We start from the raw sequence: 14,657 nt of genomic DNA, 5'->3' as shown, positions 1-14,657 counted from the left end.
TCTTGGGTTTTTCACTGGCATCTCCCCGTGCGTGATGTGAGGCTCGAATCCGGGTCAGTCAACCAACCTAGCCTCGGGTGTAGTAGTTTTCCCATGCCCATGACAACATCTTTTCCGACAGTTCCGGTTCCACGCCCTGATAGAAGGCAAAGTCGCGCACCTGCTCAAGCAAATCGCGCGGGATGCAGGCGAGGAGGGGTTTGTCGTGCTTGGCATGCAACTGATCGATGACGAAGCGCAGCCCCGCTTCGCTGAACGGAATATTCATCCGGTTGCAGTTTTGCTCGAAGATGGAGCGATATTCGTTTTCATGGAGTTCCCCGATATAAATCTTGTAGCCGAGGCGCCGCAGGAAGGCTTCGTCGGCCAACTGGCTGGGCGGGATGTTGCTGGAGAAGATCACGATGACGTCGAACGGCACCATGAACTTGGTACCGGTATGCAGCGCGAGGTAGTCGACCTTGCGGTCCAGCGGGACAATCCAGCGGTTCATCAGGGTTTGAGGCGAGACCAACTGGCGTCCCAGGTCATCGATGATCAGCAGGCCGTTGTTGGCCTTGACCTGGGGCGGTGCCTGATAGAAGCGCGTGTTCTGGTCGAATTCCAGATCCAGCATCGACAAGGTCAGTTCGCCGCCGGTAATCACCACCGGCCGCTGGCAGAGCACCCAGCGCGGGTCGTGCCGCACGCCCCGGTCGAGCGAGCCCGCGGCGCCGGTATTGCTCACCGGCTTGTGCACCAGCGGGTCGAAGATCTGGACGACTTCTCCGTTGATCTCCACCGCATGCGGGATGGCCGTGTAGCCGGTAAGCAGCGTGGCCAGGTGCTCGGAGACGTAGGTTTTGCCGCTGCCGGCCGGGCCGTAGACGAAGATGGCCCGGCCCGAATTCATGGCGGCGCCGAACTGGTCCAGCGTGCTCTGCCGCAGTACGAATCCTTCGAACCCTTCGGCGACCAACTCCTTGGTGATCTTCATGCCGCTGACAGACTGCTTGTGCACCATGTCGATGTACGAAACCAGGCTCACCGGGGCCGGGCCGGCGTAATGGCTTTTCTGGAGGAAGGTTTGCGCTCGGCTTCGGCCAACGTCGGTAAGGTTGAAGGCGATGGTGGCTTCGGTGTCGCTACGCCCGGACACTTCGCATAGCTGCTCGGTGCGCATGAAGGCCAGCAGCGGTTCGAGCACGGAAATGGACAGCTTGGTGTGGCTCACCAGTTCGACCAGCCGCATCTGCCCGTGGAAGAACAGGGTCTTGCAGAGCAGTTCCACCAGGAAGAGAAAATCCAGTTCGGTTTCTTTGACGGATTGCGGCGCCTTGGGCAATAACTCTTGGGATGAGCCGCTATTGTGCGACTCCAGACCATCCGGATTGAACATCGTCATTCCTTCCCCGATTATTTGGCACAATCCATAACCTCATGTTGAGAACGTGGATCTTGCCAAATCAAAACTTCAACTTCATAGATAACCCGAAATGCATGTGACTTGGCCCAAAAAAAGCCGCTTTGCGCCGCAAGCCCCTTGGTCCGCCGGATGAGTTATTGTTTTATTGTTGTTCGAGCTTTAATGCTGCGCTGGATTTTATAGTGATCGCCAAACAAAATAACTTGCTGTCCCTAGCGTTATAGCCCAAGCGTAGGGCAGTGTTCCTATCGAATTGACAGGAAAATCATTGACCGGCATTTTGCCTGCGGCGACTTTGCTCATTCCGGCCAAGGTCAGGTATTTCACGTTGTCGATCAGCTGGTGAAGCGATTTCAGCTTCAAGGCACATACCAGGGACAATGCCCCTCCAGCCACAAACGTGAATAACACGATGCCGACGATATCCTGCATACCGGTAAACGCACCCACCATAGCCATCAATTTCACGTCGCCCGCCCCCATGGCGCGTAAAAGGTAGAGGGGCAGAAACAGCACGAATCCCAGCCCCATCCCTTGTGCCGCATCCAGCAAACCCCCTCCACCGAAAAAAAGCCCTTGGCAGAGAAACGCCACTGCTAATCCCCCTAGCACCAGTTTGTTGGGAATCTTCCTGGCCGCCGTATCGGTGATAACGGCGGCGAGGAGGAAGCCTGCAAGCAGGCCCAGCCTCGCCCCAAGCAAGATGCTTATCATTATGGTTGATGACATGATGAGCCGTGTGTCGTTACTGTGGCATGCGTTTTTTTAACTTATTTGATATTAAAGTGCAGTGTTTAGTGCCGTTGCGATGTTGTTAAACACAAGGCTCAGTTGGTTGCCGACGGCTTTAACCGAAGCAATGATCACTACCGCAATGAGTGCGGCAATCAAACCATATTCGATAGCGGTCACCCCTTCTTCGTCCTGGGTGAATTGTTTCAATGCAAACGTCAGCTTTTTCATGGCCATACTCTCCATCATGAGTGATCCCAAAGCAGCAAGGTGCTGCCATTGTCATTGCGCCATAACATCATGGCGCCTTGCTTCATGGCACTCCAGGCTGAAGCATTGGATTGCCAGGTTTCCCTTGGTCCGCCTTCCGGTAGTTGGCATTGTGAAGTTTTTGCTAAGCATACTTCGTTGTCTTTGTTTTAAATGAGGGCATAAAAAAACCGTGTTTTACAGCTGCTGCTCAACCCGGATGGTATTATTTTTGCCGTTAAAATTAGCCTATTTGCATAAACTGCTTTTGGGCGGCATTGCTTGGCTTGCTAATTGCGTAAAAGAGCCCTCTGTTAAACCCAATTTAGTACAACTTGTTTGCGATGCAAGATGAATCGCAAATTTTTATTTTCCATTTGCATTTCTTTTGACTTGCCACAAAACCCCGGTCCCATCTATCACGATTTGATAGATTGTCCGGTGCCTTTATGAATTAGGCTTTGGCCGGGAGGCCGTCTGGCTATAGGGCGCCGCCGATGGCATCCGCAATCTGTGTCGCCACATTCGCAAACAATGCTGTCAGGTTGGTTCCAAGCCCAAGAACAGACGACAGTATCACCACGGCGATCAAGGAGCCCAATAATGCATATTCGATGCTGGTGACACCCTCTTCATCATTGAGGAGTGACGTCAGAATGCTTTTTAGTTTTGACATGGTGGCTTGGCTCATTGTTGAAAGCATCTGTTTATGGTTTTGGTATAAATTACATTTGTTAATAATGCTTATTGAATTACTGGCGGGTTCCTTGAATGTTGTGTGGCCATGTATCCGGGTATGACATGCACTATGGTTTAGGCTGTTCTCAAATGGGTGTCAAGCTCTTGATAATGTTTTGTCATGCACTATAGTGCATCTCAAGGGTGAAACGGGTGTAATTGACAAATCAATTATAAAAATAACGAGGGGGGTTTAAATAGATGGCTTACTTGAAAGGGTTTTTGACGCTGCCGATCGTTATTTTCATCGTCATGTTTATGGTGATCGGGTTTTTCCCCAGATTTGAGGACCCCGATTTTTACTGGCATCTCAAAACGGGCGAGCTTATTGCTAGCTCTTCGCAATTGCCTTGGCATGATGTGTTCACTTATACCAATTCTGGGCATTCCTGGGTCAATTCCGAGTGGATGTCTCAATGGCTGTTGTACCAGTTGTTCCGGCTGGGCGGCTTGAAAGCGGTGTGGTTGTTTACCACTTCAGTTTACGTGTCGTGCTGGGTCGTCAGCTACAAGACCTGTCTTGACGTCCTGAAGGATGAGGGCAAGGCGGCCCTGGCGATTCTGCTGTTCTGTGTGTTCATGGGATTGCTGGCCCCGCGGCCCCATATCTTTACTTTTTTATTGTTCGCCCTGTTGCTCAGGGCACTGTTCCGCTTCAAGTATTGCGCCTCTGACCGGGGGCTGTGGTGGATACCCCTCATCATGCTGCTGTGGGCCAACCTGCACGGCGGCTTCTTCCTCGGTCTGGTGTTGATGGCAGCGTTCACGGCGGCGGAATGGGCCAAGTATTGCTGGCGCGATGCGGCAGGCTGTATTGCCGTTTCACGGCTGACACGACTCTCCCTGGTTGTGCTGCTGGGGCTGCTTGCGACGGCAATCAACCCGCAAGGGTTCAGCTACTGGCTTTATCCTTACAATGCCATTGTGGCCTCGGGCGATATGCAATTCATTACCGAATGGCAGTCGCCCAGCTTTCACCAATGGCTGTTCCAGTACTTTTTGGCCATGGTGTTCATTTTCTTCCTGACCATGGTCTATTCGCGCAGGAAGCCCGACCTGACTGAAGCCGGTGTGTCGTTGATTTACATCGCGGGCGCGTTCATCTCGGTGAGGAACTTGCCTTTGGCCGCACTCGCCATGGCCCCACATTTTGCGCTGTTCTACCGGGATCTACTGGTGTCTGAGGGTTTGCACAAACTTCGATTCCCGATCCAACGGGCAAGCGCTGCTCCACATCCCTTGGCCGCTAGGGCCAGAAAGGCCTGGGCTGCGGGAAACAGGCAGGTTGGCGGGGCGGAAGGAGTGATGAACCTGTTGCTCCTGATATTTGCCCTGCTGGCGATTGTCCTGATCTACCCCTCGCGGAAAAACCTTGCGGAAGAATCTCTGACTGAGCTGATGCCGGTGAAAGCCGTGGATTTCATCCTGGCCAACCACATCGAAGGGCGCATGTTCAATACCTACCACTACGGCGGCTACCTGATTTACCGGTTGTACCCGCAGCAGCGTGTGTTTATCTACGGCAGAACGGACATCTACCCCAAGGGCTTTGTGGAGCGCTACCTGGCAACTTATCGGGGTGACAAGGATTGGAAAAAGCACTTTGCCAGCTACGGCATCGATTATGTCGTGTGCGACAGCTCGGCGCCGATCCGGCAGCTCATTCTGGCGGACGGAAGCTTCAAGTCCGTTTTTGATGATGGCAAGCATTCCGTCTTGCTCAGAAACGTTAGCAAGTATCAGACGCTCATTGCCCGATATGGCCAAAACAGTGGTCGGGGCTGAGGCGGATGCCGCAAAAGGGTCCAGTCAGGTTTGGGGGAGGGAGCGATGAATCTCAACTCGCAGTTTGTCCGGATGATGCGCTGCCCAAGTTCCGGGAGTGCGCTGGTATTCGACGGGCAGGGCCTGTCGAGTTGTGATGGCGCCAATTGCTACCGGGTCAATGCCTCCGGAATTCCCCTGTTTGCCGAAACCCTGTGCACCGAGGATGCCAAGCGGCAGCAGGCGCATTTCGAGAAGGTTCATGCGCAGTATCTCGAAAATCTCGGCTATCCCCATACACAGGAGTATATGGCCCATCTGGACGATGCCTTTCATCGGGTGGTCTCGGATGCCGAACTGGCCGTGACGGCAGAAATCTGTTGCGGCAGTGGCGAGGCGTTTCGCCTCTTGGATCGGCGGGTCGGCAGCGGGGTCGGCGTCGATATCTCCGCCTCGATGCTGGCAGTGGCGCGACGGTATCTGGACGACGAGCGCTACTGCTTCATCCAGGGCGACGCCACCAACCTGCCGCTGAACGATGCCACCTTCGATAGCGTATTCATCATCGGCGGCATTCACCACGTCAACGACCGGGAGCGTCTGTTCAGTGAGATTTACAGGGTGTTGAAACCGGGCGGGCGCTTCTACTGGCGCGAGCCGGTGAGTGATTTCTTCCTGTGGCGCTGGCTGCGCGCGCTGATCTATTGGCTGTCACCCGCACTCGATGAAAAGACCGAACGACCTCTGCTTTATGAGGAAACGGTTCCGGTGCTGGCCCGTGCGGGTCTGGAACTAAAGCACTGGGAAACCCATGGGTTCTTGGGTTACTGCCTGCTGATGAATAGCGATGTGCTGGTCTTCAATCGCCTGTTCCGCTACCTGCCGGGTATTCGAGCGCTGACGCGACTGATGGCGAAACTGGATGGTTGGACGGTCAGGATTCCCGGGCTCCGGCATGCCGGGCTCATTGTGATCGGCATGGCGGAGAAGCCGAAGAGGGCACAGTCATGAAGATTCTTGCCTGTTATCTGGTGATGGTCTTGCTCACGGTTTCGGCCAACCTTTTCTTTAAATCCGGGGCGATGCGTGCGGAGGGCGGGCTGCTGGGCCTGCTCAACATCAAGATCGTGCTGGGCTTCATGTGTTTCGGGCTGGCGGCGCTGTTGTACATCGTCGTGTTGCGGGTGCTGCCGCTGAACGTGGCGCAATCGCTGGCGGCAATGCAGTTCGTCGCGGTGATTATTGCCGCGCATCTGGTGCTGGGTGAGCCGATTGGTGCCACCAGGCTGCTGGGGATCGGTTTGATCTTTTCCGGAATCGTGCTGGTCGGGCGGACCATCACCTGAGTTTGACGTCATCAACGTCGCGCCGTGCTTATCTTGAGCGAGAGGTGCTTATGATCTCGGTTATCGTGCCTGTATATAACGAGGCGGACAATCTCACCGCGCTATACGAGCAGGCGGTTTCAGTGCTCGAGAGATTGGGGCAGCCCTGGGAGCTGATCTTCATCAACGATGGCAGCACCGATGGCAGCCAAGACAAGCTCGAAGAGCTGGCGGCAAAGAATGCGTCGGTGAAGGTGATCAAGTTCTGCCGCAATTTCGGCCAGACCGCGGCGATGATGGCGGGGGTCGATTATGCCGAAGGCCACGTCATCATTCCCATGGACGGCGACCTGCAGAACGATCCGCAGGACATCCCGCGCCTCTTGGAGAAACTGGAACAAGGCTTCGATGTTGTCTCCGGGTGGCGCCAGGACCGCAAGGACAATCCCATCAATCGTACGTTGCCGAGCCGGGTTGCCAACGGGATCATTTCGTACGTATCCGGGGTGCACCTGCATGACTATGGTTGCTCGCTGAAGGCGTACCGGAAGGACATCATCAAAGGCATCCGCCTGTACGGCGAAATGCACCGTTTCATCCCGATCTATGCGAGCTGCCTCGGGGCGCGGATCGCGGAGATTCCGGTCCAGCACCATCCCCGCCAGAACGGGGTGTCCAAGTATGGCATCAGCCGGGTGGTAAAGGTCCTGCTCGACCTGCTGGTGGTGAAGTTTTTGGCCAAGTATTCCGGCAAACCCATGTATCTGTTCGGTTCGGTCGGCGTCGTGATTCTCGCCGTGAGCCTGCTGGTGGTGACCTGGGCGCTATACCTCAAGTTTGTCGAGGGGGTTTCCCTGATTTCGACGCCCCTTCCGCTGCTGGGGGTGATGGCAGGTATCTCGGGTTTCATGTGCATTCTGATGGGGCTGTTGGCCGAAGTGCTGATCCGCACTTATTACGAGGCGCAGGGCAAGACCGTGTATCTGATCGGCAAGACCTGCAACATCAAGCCGCACGGCCTTCAGGGGTAGTCTGATGTGTGGCATCGCCGGGTTCGTGGGAAAGGGCGCATCCGAGGATCTGTCGCGGATGCTCCGACTGTTGAGTCATCGCGGGCCGGATGGGGCCGGGGCGTGGTGTGACCGGGGCCGAGGGGTGTATCTCGGCCATACGCGGCTTGCTATTGTCGACCTGGCCGATGGCCATCAACCGATGTGGACCGCAGACGGCCGCCTGGGGGTGGTGTTCAACGGGGAAATCTACAACCATCAGGCATTGCGCGCCGAACTGGAGCGGGCAGGGCATGTCTTCACCACCGACCATTCCGATACCGAGGTGCTGCTGCACGGCTACCGCGAGTGGGGAGAGGCGCTGACGCACAAGCTCAACGGCATGTGGGCGTTTGCGCTTTACGATCAGGCCCGGCAGCGGCTGTTTTGCAGCCGTGACCGTTTCGGCAAGAAGCCGTTCTACTATACGTTTCAGCAGGACACCCTGGTCTTTGCGTCCGAACTGACCGCCCTGCTGACGCATCCGCATGTCACCGCCACGGTGTCGACCCGGGCCATCCAGAAATACATCGGCTATGGCTACATTCCGGCTCCGCACACACCCTACGAAGGCATTTTCAAGCTGCCGGCGGGGTGCTCGCTCTCCTTTGCGCTGCAGGAACGGGTGGTCGAGGTGGGGCGCTACTGGTCCTTTGTTCTCGAGCCTGCCGAAACGCGCCCTGCCGGCTTCGAACGCCAGTGCCAAGAAGAGCTGACCGCGTTGCTGGACCAGGCCGTTGCCCGGCGCCTGGTGGCCGATGTGCCGGTGGGCGTGTTTCTCAGCGGCGGGGTCGACTCGTCGGCGGTGGCCGCGCTGGCGGCCCGCCGTCTCGAGCCGGGCCAGTTGCAGACGTTCAGTATCGGGTTCGACGAGAAAGGCTTTGACGAGTCGGGCTATGCGCGCCAGATGGCGGAACACATCGAGGCGCAGCACCATGAGCAGATCTTGCGGTGCGAGGTCGCCAGGGCGTTGTTGCCCGAGGTGGTGAGGCGGCTGGATGAGCCGACGGGCGACAGCTCGCTGCTGCCGACTTATTTATTGTGCCGCTTTGCCCGCGAGCGGGTGACGGTAGCGCTGGGAGGCGATGGCGCCGACGAGCTGTTCGGGGGGTACGCGCCGTTTCGGGCCCTGAAGTGGGCGGGCTATTACCAGAAGGCCGTGCCGAAGCTGGTACACCAGGTGATCCAATTACTGACAAGCCACCTGCCGGTGCTGGATGGCTACATGAGCCTCGACTTCAAGCTGAAGCGGGCCATCCGTGGGGTAGGCTATCCCTCCCGGCTGTGGAATCCGGTATGGATGTGCCCGCTCGACGAGCAGGAATTTGCCGAGCTGTTCCAGCAGCCGGTCGACCTCGACGAGGTGTTCTCCGAGGCGATCGACGCCTGGGAGCGCTGCTCGCAAACCGATCCGGTCGATCGGACCCTGCAGTTTTTCACCGATATCTATCTGCAGGACGACATTCTGGCGAAAACCGATCGCGCCAGCATGATGAACTCACTGGAGCTGCGTTCGCCGTTTCTGGATATCGATGTCGTCAACCTGGCACGGACCATTCCATCCGACTACAAGATCCGGCACGGCGAAACCAAGTACATCCTGAAGAAAGCGATGGAGCCTTTCTTGCCGAGGGACACCCTGCGTCGGCCGAAACAGGGCTTCGCAGCACCGGTCGCCCAGTGGCTGAGGGGCAGGAGTCTGTTTTCCGAAAAATCCGGCCTGTCCTGCCTCAACAACGACTTTATCGATGCGGCCTTTGCCGATCACGCGCGTCATCGGAAAAACCATCATTCCTTTCTTTGGAGCCAGTGGGTGTTGGGCATGGTGGTGCCGCCGCGTGCGGACGGGGCGTTGATGTAGTGCGGGTGTGCATGAATCTCTCTGGCGTGGCGAGTCACGCCCCGAAGAGGGGCGGCCGGGGGATCGATACGGTTCTCCCGCCAGAGCTTGTTTGACGAACGGAAGGGGTTGGTCATGGACACGTTGACGGGCCTGCTGTATTCAAAACGCTTCAATCTGTATGTCGGGGCGGCTTTTTCACTGGTCTGGTGGTTGTTTTCTTACGCCCATCTGACCCGGTTTCAGCAGACCCATGACGTAGCTCTGATGGCGGTGGTCTTGTCAGAAACGCTGACGGCGGTTCTTTTTTTCGTGCGCAGCAGCCCCAAGACCATCTCCCTCGCTCCAGCTGACTGGCTGATCGGCGTGGCCGGCAGTTTTCTGCCGATGCTGTTTCGGCCTGTGCTGTGGGGGGTCATGCCAGCGGCGAGCGTGTTGGTGTTGGTCGGGACGGTATTGCAGATCGTCGGCTTGCTGTCGTTGAATCGTAGTTTCGCCATCGTCGCGGCAAAGCGGGAGCTCAAGACGGCCTGGATGTACCGAATCGTGCGTCATCCGATCTATGCCAGCTACTTTCTGGTTTTTGCCGGCTATGTGCTGCAAAACACGTCCCTGGCCAATGTGCTGATCTATGCCCTGTTGCTGGCGTTGCTGTTTACCCGCATTGTTCGTGAGGAGCGCCATCTGGCGCTCGACCCGGCGTATCGGGACTATATGCAGACGGTACGCTACCGCCTGATCCCCTTCGTGTACTAGAAGATAGGCTTCGGCCAACGTTGTACGTTCTGCGATCGGGTGCGAGCCGACAAAAAAACGCCATGAGAGAGGCTCATGGCGTTTTGCTTGAACCGCCTGTCGGCGGACGGGATACTCCTCACTAGGAGGCGGCATCCGCCTTGGGTGGTGCTTCTCCCGTGGCGGTCGAGTGTTCGAGCCAGCCGCCGCCCAGCGCCTTGTACAGAGTCACCTGGTTGGTCAGCCGCGCGAGCCGGGCCTGGATCAGGCCTTGCTGTGCGCTGTAGAGCGAGCGCTGGGCATCGAGCAGCGTCAGCGCACTGTCCACACCATTGCGATAGCGCAGCTCAGCCAGCTGGTAGCGTTGGGTTTCCGACTTCACCAGCGCCTCTTGCGCCGCGATCTGCTGCTCCAGCATGGCCCGCGCGGTCAGCGCGTCGGACACTTCGCGGAACGCCGATTGCACCGACTTCTCGTACTGCGCCACCGCGATCTTCTTGCTGGTGGTGGAGACGTCCAGCCCGGCCGCGTTCTTCCCCCAGTCGAAGATGGGCAGGTTGATCTGCGGAATGAAGCTCCAGGCGAGCTGCCCCCCCTTGAACAGATTGCTGAGCTCGCTGCTCGCGGTGCCGTAGCTGCCGGTGAGCGAGATGCTCGGGAAGAATGCCGCGCGCGCCGCGCCGATATCGGCATTCGCCGCCTTCAGCTGGTGCTCGGCCTGGGCGATGTCCGGGCGCCGTTCCAGCAAGTCGGACGGCAGGCCGGCCGGCAGATCCGCCAGCAGGCCCTGGGCATCGAACGCATTGCCTTGCGGCAGGTCGGCCGGCAACGGCTGCCCCACCAGCAGCACCAGGGCATTCTCGGCCTGGGCGCGTTGCTGCATCAGGCTCGCCAGATTGCTCTTGGCGGTTTGCACCTGGCTGTCGGCGGTGCTCAGGTCGAGGGCGGTGACGGTGCCGACGTCGAAGCGCTTCTTGGTCAGGTCATACGAGCTCTGCTGGGCGGTAAGCGTGTCGGTGACCACCTTCTGCTGCTCGTCCAGCGCACGCAGCGTCAGGTACTGGCGCGCCACTTCCGATACCAGCGAGATTTGCGCCGATTTCTGCGCCTCGCCGCTGGCGAAGTACTGCTCCAGCGCCTCGTTCTTCAGGCTCTGCACGCGCCCGAACAGATCAAGCTCGTACGCGGTGAAGCCGACGGAGGCGCTGTACTTGCCGCTCACGCCGGCGCGTCCGCTGCTCGACAGGTCGGCCGGCAGACGCTGGCGCGTGCCGCTGCCGGTGGCGTCGATCGCCGGGAACAGGTCGGCGCGCTGAATCTGGTACTGCGCGCGCGTCTTTTCGACATTCAGCATCGCCACCCGCAGGTCGCGGTTGTTGGCGAGGGCCAGCTCGATCAACTTTTGCAGCCGTGCATCGGCGAAGAACTCGCGCCAGCCGATGTCCGCGGCATTGCCTTTGGTCGCCTGGGTGGCGGTATCGCCGCCGTAGGCCGGTCCGTTCGGCCATTGCCCGGCCACCGGCGCCGCCGGGCGCTGGTAGGTCGGGGCCAAAGAGCAGCCAGCGAGCAGCGTGGCGGCGAGCAGGGCGGGCAAGGTGTATTTAGTCATGGTGTTTTCCTTCCTGGTCCGCGTTACGCGTTTCAACCGTCACCGGCACCGTCGCAACCGCCGCGTCCTCGTCTTCCATATGGTGCGTGTAGAACTTGCGCTGACGCTCGCTGCCCTTGAAGCGGCTGCGTACGACTACGAAGAACACCGGCACGAAGAAGATGGCGAGGAACGTGGCCGACAGCATGCCGCCGATCACGCCGGTACCGATGGCGTGCTGACTCGCCGAGCCCGCGCCATTGCTGATCGCCAGCGGCAGCACGCCCAGCACGAAGGCCATCGAGGTCATCAGGATCGGGCGCAGCCGCAGGTGCACCGCTTCCAGGGTCGCTTCGATCACGTTCTTGCCCTGAGCCTGCAAGTCCTTGGCGAATTCGATGATCAGAATCGCGTTCTTGGTCGACAGGCCGATCGTGGTCAGCAAGCCCACCTTGAAGAAGACGTCGTTGGGCAGGCCGCGCAGGTGCGCAGCCAGCAGCGCGCCAAACACGCCAAGCGGTACCACCAGCATGACCGAGAACGGGATCGACCAGCTTTCGTACAGCGCGGCAAGGCACAAGAACACCACCACCAGCGAGATGGCGAACAGGGCCGGCGCTTGCGAGCCAGACAAGCGCTCTTCATAAGACTGGCCGGTCCATTCGATACCGAAGCCCGCGGGCAGCTTGGCGACGATTTCCTCGACCGCCTGCATCGCCTCACCAGAGCTCTTGCCCGGCGCCGCGGTGCCGACGATTTCCATCGAGGGCACGCCGTTGTAGCGCTCCAGGCGCGGCGAGCCGTAGCTCCACTTGGCGCTGGCGAAGGCCGAGAACGGCACCATGGTCCCGGACGCGTTACGCACGAACAGCTTCTCGATGTCCTGCGGCTGCATCCGGTACGGTGCATCGGCCTGCACGATCACCTGCTGTACACGGGTGCCGTTGGTGAAATCGTTGACGTAGGACGAACCGAAGTTGGTGCTCAGGGTGTTGTTGATGTCCGCCAGCGACAGGCCCAGCGAGCTGGCCTTTTCCTGATCGATGGTGACCTGGAACTGCGGCGCATCTTCCATGCCCTGCGGACGTACGCCCGCCAGGCGCGGGTCCTTGGCCGCCATGCCGAGCACCATGTTGCGCGCTTCCATCAGCTTGTCGTGGCCCTGGCCGTTACGGTCCTGCAGCATGAAGTCGAAACCGGTGGCGTTGCCCAGTTCCGGAATCGGCGGCGGGTTGAGCGGGTAGATGATCGAGTCCTTGATCTGCGAGAAGAAGCCGAAGGCCCGTCCGATCACGCCCTGCACGTGGTGCTCGCTGGCCTTACGCTCGTCCCAGTCCTTGAGCGGAGTGAACACCAGACCGAGGTTCTGGCCGTTGCCGTTGAAGCCGAAGCCGGCCACCGCGATGGAGTGCGCGGTTTCCGGTTGCTTCAGGTAATACTGCTCCACCTTCTCCAGGATGCCGCGGGTGTTCTCCGCGGTAGCTCCGGTCGGCAACTGAACCATGGTGATCGAGTAGCCCTGGTCTTCTTCCGGCAGGAACGACGACGGCAGACGCGCGAACAGCAGCGCCACCACGCCGATGATGACGAAGTAGAGCAGCATGTAGCGGCCGGTCTTGTGGATGATCTTGGCGACCGCCCCCTGGTACTTGTTGGTGCTGGCCGCAAAGCTGCGGTTGAACCAGCCGAAGAAGCCGCTCTTGGCGTGGTGATGGCCGGCGTCGACCGGTTTCAGCAGGGTTGCGCACAGGGCCGGGGTCAGAGTCAGTGCCAACAGCACCGAGAACACCATCGACGCCACCAGCGACAGCGAGAACTGCCGGTAAATGGCCCCCACCGAACCGCCGAAGAACGCCATCGGGATGAACACCGCGGTCAGTACCAGCGAGATGCCGATCAGCGCGTTGGTGATCTGCTCCATCGCCTTGCGCGTCGCCTTGCGCGGCGGCAGGCCTTCCTCGCTCATGATGCGCTCGACGTTTTCCACCACGACGATGGCGTCATCCACCAGCATGCCGATCGCCAGCACCATGCCGAACATGATCAGCACGTTGATCGAGAAGCCGAACGCCGCCATCGCACCGAGCGTACCGGCCAGCGCGACCGGCACCACGATGGTCGGAATCAGCGTGGCACGGAAGTTCTGCAGGAACAGGTACATCACCAGGAAGACCAGCGCCACGGCTTCGATCAGCGTCTTCACCACCTCTTCGATCGAAATCTTGACGAATTTCGAGGTGTCGTACGGCACGTCGGCCTTCACCCCCGCAGGGAAGTACGGGGACAATGCCTTGACCTTGTCACGTACTGCTTGTGCCGTGGCCAGGGCGTTGGCCGAAGGCGCCAGCTTGATGCCGACTGCCGCCGCCGGCTTGCCGTCGACGTAAGCCTTGGTGGTGAAGGTTTGCGCACCGAGCTCGATGCGAGCGACATCGCGCAGCAGCACACGCGAGCCATCCTTGTTGACGCGCAGCAGGATGTTGCCGAACTGCTCGGGGGTCGACAAACGGCTTTGCGCCCGAATCGTGGCGTTCAGCTGCTGGCCCTTGATGGCAGGCAGACCGCCCAGCTCACCGGCCGACACCTGCACGTTCTGTGCCTTGATGGCGGCGATGATGTCGGAGGTGGTCATCTTGAAGCTGTTGAGCTTGTCCGGGCTCACCCATACGCGCATCGCGTACTCCGAGCCGAACAGATTGGCCTCGCCGACGCCGGTCACCCGGCTCAGCTGGTCGAGCAGGCTGGACGAGATGTAGTTGCCGAGTCCTACCGCATCCACGCTGCCATCCGTCGACGACAGCGTGACGAACATCAGGTAATTACGGGTCGCCTTGGCAACCTTCACCCCCTGCTGCTGTACCTCGGTCGGCAGACGCGGCATGGCCAGTTGCAGCTTGTTCTGCACCTGGACCTGGGCGATGTCCGGGTTGGTGCCGGGCTGGAAGTAAAGCGTGATGGTGGCCTGGCCGGACGACTGGCTGTTGGACGACATGTACAGCAGGCCGTCGATGCCGTTCATCTGCTGCTCGATCACCGTCGTGACGGAGTTTTGCAGCGTTTCCGCCGAGGCGCCGGCGTAGGTGGCACTCACCGATACCGATGGCGGCGCGATGCTGGGGTACTGTGCCACCGGCAGCTTGACCACCGACAGCCCCCCAATCAGCAAGATCAACAGGGCGATCACCCAGGCGAAGACCGGGCGATCGATAAAAAACTTAGGCATGTTGAGCGG

The 14,657-nt window shown here is 59.1% G+C and carries 12 protein-coding genes; 6 read left to right on the top strand and 6 right to left on the bottom strand.

Annotation, left to right across the window (positions count from 1 at the left end):
* Positions 1-67: 67 nt before the first annotated feature.
* From NH8B_RS11445 to NH8B_RS11430, 4 genes are all read right to left on the bottom strand, one after another.
* On the bottom strand, positions 68-1,378 hold the full coding sequence (locus NH8B_RS11445; RefSeq protein WP_014087440.1) for an ATP-binding protein: 1,311 nt from the start codon (positions 1,376-1,378) through the stop codon (positions 68-70).
* Between the two features lie 204 nt (positions 1,379-1,582).
* Entirely contained in the window at positions 1,583-2,134 is a 552-nt protein-coding gene (locus NH8B_RS11440; protein WP_041702941.1) for an A24 family peptidase, read from the bottom strand.
* Between the two features lie 51 nt (positions 2,135-2,185).
* The gene (locus NH8B_RS11435; RefSeq protein ID WP_041703485.1) at positions 2,186-2,368 is read right to left on the bottom strand and encodes a Flp family type IVb pilin; all 183 of its coding nucleotides are present in this window, start codon (positions 2,366-2,368) and stop codon (positions 2,186-2,188) included.
* 499 nt (positions 2,369-2,867) lie between these two features.
* The gene (locus tag NH8B_RS11430; RefSeq protein ID WP_232503452.1) at positions 2,868-3,077 is read right to left on the bottom strand and encodes a Flp family type IVb pilin; all 210 of its coding nucleotides are present in this window, start codon (positions 3,075-3,077) and stop codon (positions 2,868-2,870) included.
* Positions 3,078-3,325: 248 nt separating this feature from the next.
* On the opposite strand from NH8B_RS11430, the gene NH8B_RS11425 reads away from it, so the two are divergent.
* From NH8B_RS11425 to NH8B_RS11400, 6 genes are all read left to right on the top strand, one after another.
* The gene (locus tag NH8B_RS11425; protein ID WP_014087436.1) at positions 3,326-4,909 is read left to right on the top strand and encodes a hypothetical protein; all 1,584 of its coding nucleotides are present in this window, start codon (positions 3,326-3,328) and stop codon (positions 4,907-4,909) included.
* Between the two features lie 45 nt (positions 4,910-4,954).
* The gene (locus NH8B_RS11420) at positions 4,955-5,899 is read left to right on the top strand and encodes a class I SAM-dependent methyltransferase (RefSeq protein WP_014087435.1); all 945 of its coding nucleotides are present in this window, start codon (positions 4,955-4,957) and stop codon (positions 5,897-5,899) included.
* Positions 5,896-6,234 carry an EamA family transporter gene (locus tag NH8B_RS11415; protein ID WP_014087434.1) on the top strand — a complete coding sequence of 113 codons (339 nt, stop codon included), beginning with the start codon at positions 5,896-5,898 and terminating at the stop codon, positions 6,232-6,234. The genes NH8B_RS11420 and NH8B_RS11415 overlap by 4 nt, the downstream gene beginning before the upstream one ends.
* Positions 6,235-6,236: 2 nt before the next feature.
* Positions 6,237-7,244: a glycosyltransferase family 2 protein gene (locus NH8B_RS11410; RefSeq protein ID WP_232503451.1), complete on the top strand. Its 1,008-nt coding sequence runs from the start codon at positions 6,237-6,239 to the stop codon at positions 7,242-7,244.
* 4 nt (positions 7,245-7,248) lie between these two features.
* Positions 7,249-9,123, top strand: a complete 1,875-nt coding sequence (gene asnB / locus NH8B_RS11405; RefSeq protein ID WP_014087432.1) for an asparagine synthase (glutamine-hydrolyzing) — start codon at positions 7,249-7,251, stop codon at positions 9,121-9,123.
* A 114-nt stretch (positions 9,124-9,237) separates the two neighbouring features.
* Positions 9,238-9,858 carry a methyltransferase family protein gene (locus NH8B_RS11400; RefSeq protein ID WP_014087430.1) on the top strand — a complete coding sequence of 207 codons (621 nt, stop codon included), beginning with the start codon at positions 9,238-9,240 and terminating at the stop codon, positions 9,856-9,858.
* A gap of 121 nt (positions 9,859-9,979) precedes the next feature.
* Here NH8B_RS11400 and adeC read toward each other — a convergent pair whose 3' ends face one another.
* Together adeC and NH8B_RS11390 are read right to left on the bottom strand one after the other, a co-directional pair.
* The gene (adeC, locus tag NH8B_RS11395) at positions 9,980-11,446 is read right to left on the bottom strand and encodes an AdeC/AdeK/OprM family multidrug efflux complex outer membrane factor (protein WP_014087429.1); all 1,467 of its coding nucleotides are present in this window, start codon (positions 11,444-11,446) and stop codon (positions 9,980-9,982) included.
* Complete coding sequence (locus tag NH8B_RS11390) at positions 11,439-14,648, bottom strand: efflux RND transporter permease subunit (protein ID WP_014087428.1); 3,210 nt, start codon at positions 14,646-14,648, stop codon at positions 11,439-11,441. The genes adeC and NH8B_RS11390 overlap by 8 nt, the downstream gene beginning before the upstream one ends.
* Positions 14,649-14,657: the final 9 nt, after the last annotated feature.

It is taken from the genome of Pseudogulbenkiania sp. NH8B (assembly GCF_000283535.1).
Lineage (GTDB): Bacteria > Pseudomonadota > Gammaproteobacteria > Burkholderiales > Chromobacteriaceae > Pseudogulbenkiania > Pseudogulbenkiania ferrooxidans.
The sequence above is the reverse complement of the archived record's forward strand: the minus strand, read 5'-3'. Positions and strand labels throughout refer to the sequence as shown.

Excerpts from the sequence above, each read along its gene's own strand:
- NH8B_RS11445 (WP_014087440.1), bottom strand. The coding sequence starts at position 1,378 with ATGTTCAATCCGGATGGTCTGGAGTCGCACAATAGCGGCTCATCCCAA.
- NH8B_RS11440 (WP_041702941.1), bottom strand. The coding sequence starts at position 2,134 with ATGTCATCAACCATAATGATAAGCATCTTGCTTGGGGCGAGGCTGGGC.
- NH8B_RS11435 (WP_041703485.1), bottom strand. The coding sequence starts at position 2,368 with ATGAAAAAGCTGACGTTTGCATTGAAACAATTCACCCAGGACGAAGAA.
- NH8B_RS11430 (WP_232503452.1), bottom strand. The coding sequence starts at position 3,077 with ATGAGCCAAGCCACCATGTCAAAACTAAAAAGCATTCTGACGTCACTC.
- NH8B_RS11425 (WP_014087436.1), top strand. The coding sequence starts at position 3,326 with ATGGCTTACTTGAAAGGGTTTTTGACGCTGCCGATCGTTATTTTCATC.
- NH8B_RS11420 (WP_014087435.1), top strand. The coding sequence starts at position 4,955 with ATGAATCTCAACTCGCAGTTTGTCCGGATGATGCGCTGCCCAAGTTCC.
- NH8B_RS11415 (WP_014087434.1), top strand. The coding sequence starts at position 5,896 with ATGAAGATTCTTGCCTGTTATCTGGTGATGGTCTTGCTCACGGTTTCG.
- asnB (WP_014087432.1), top strand. The coding sequence starts at position 7,249 with ATGTGTGGCATCGCCGGGTTCGTGGGAAAGGGCGCATCCGAGGATCTG.
- NH8B_RS11400 (WP_014087430.1), top strand. The coding sequence starts at position 9,238 with ATGGACACGTTGACGGGCCTGCTGTATTCAAAACGCTTCAATCTGTAT.
- adeC (WP_014087429.1), bottom strand. The coding sequence starts at position 11,446 with ATGACTAAATACACCTTGCCCGCCCTGCTCGCCGCCACGCTGCTCGCT.
- NH8B_RS11390 (WP_014087428.1), bottom strand. The coding sequence starts at position 14,648 with ATGCCTAAGTTTTTTATCGATCGCCCGGTCTTCGCCTGGGTGATCGCC.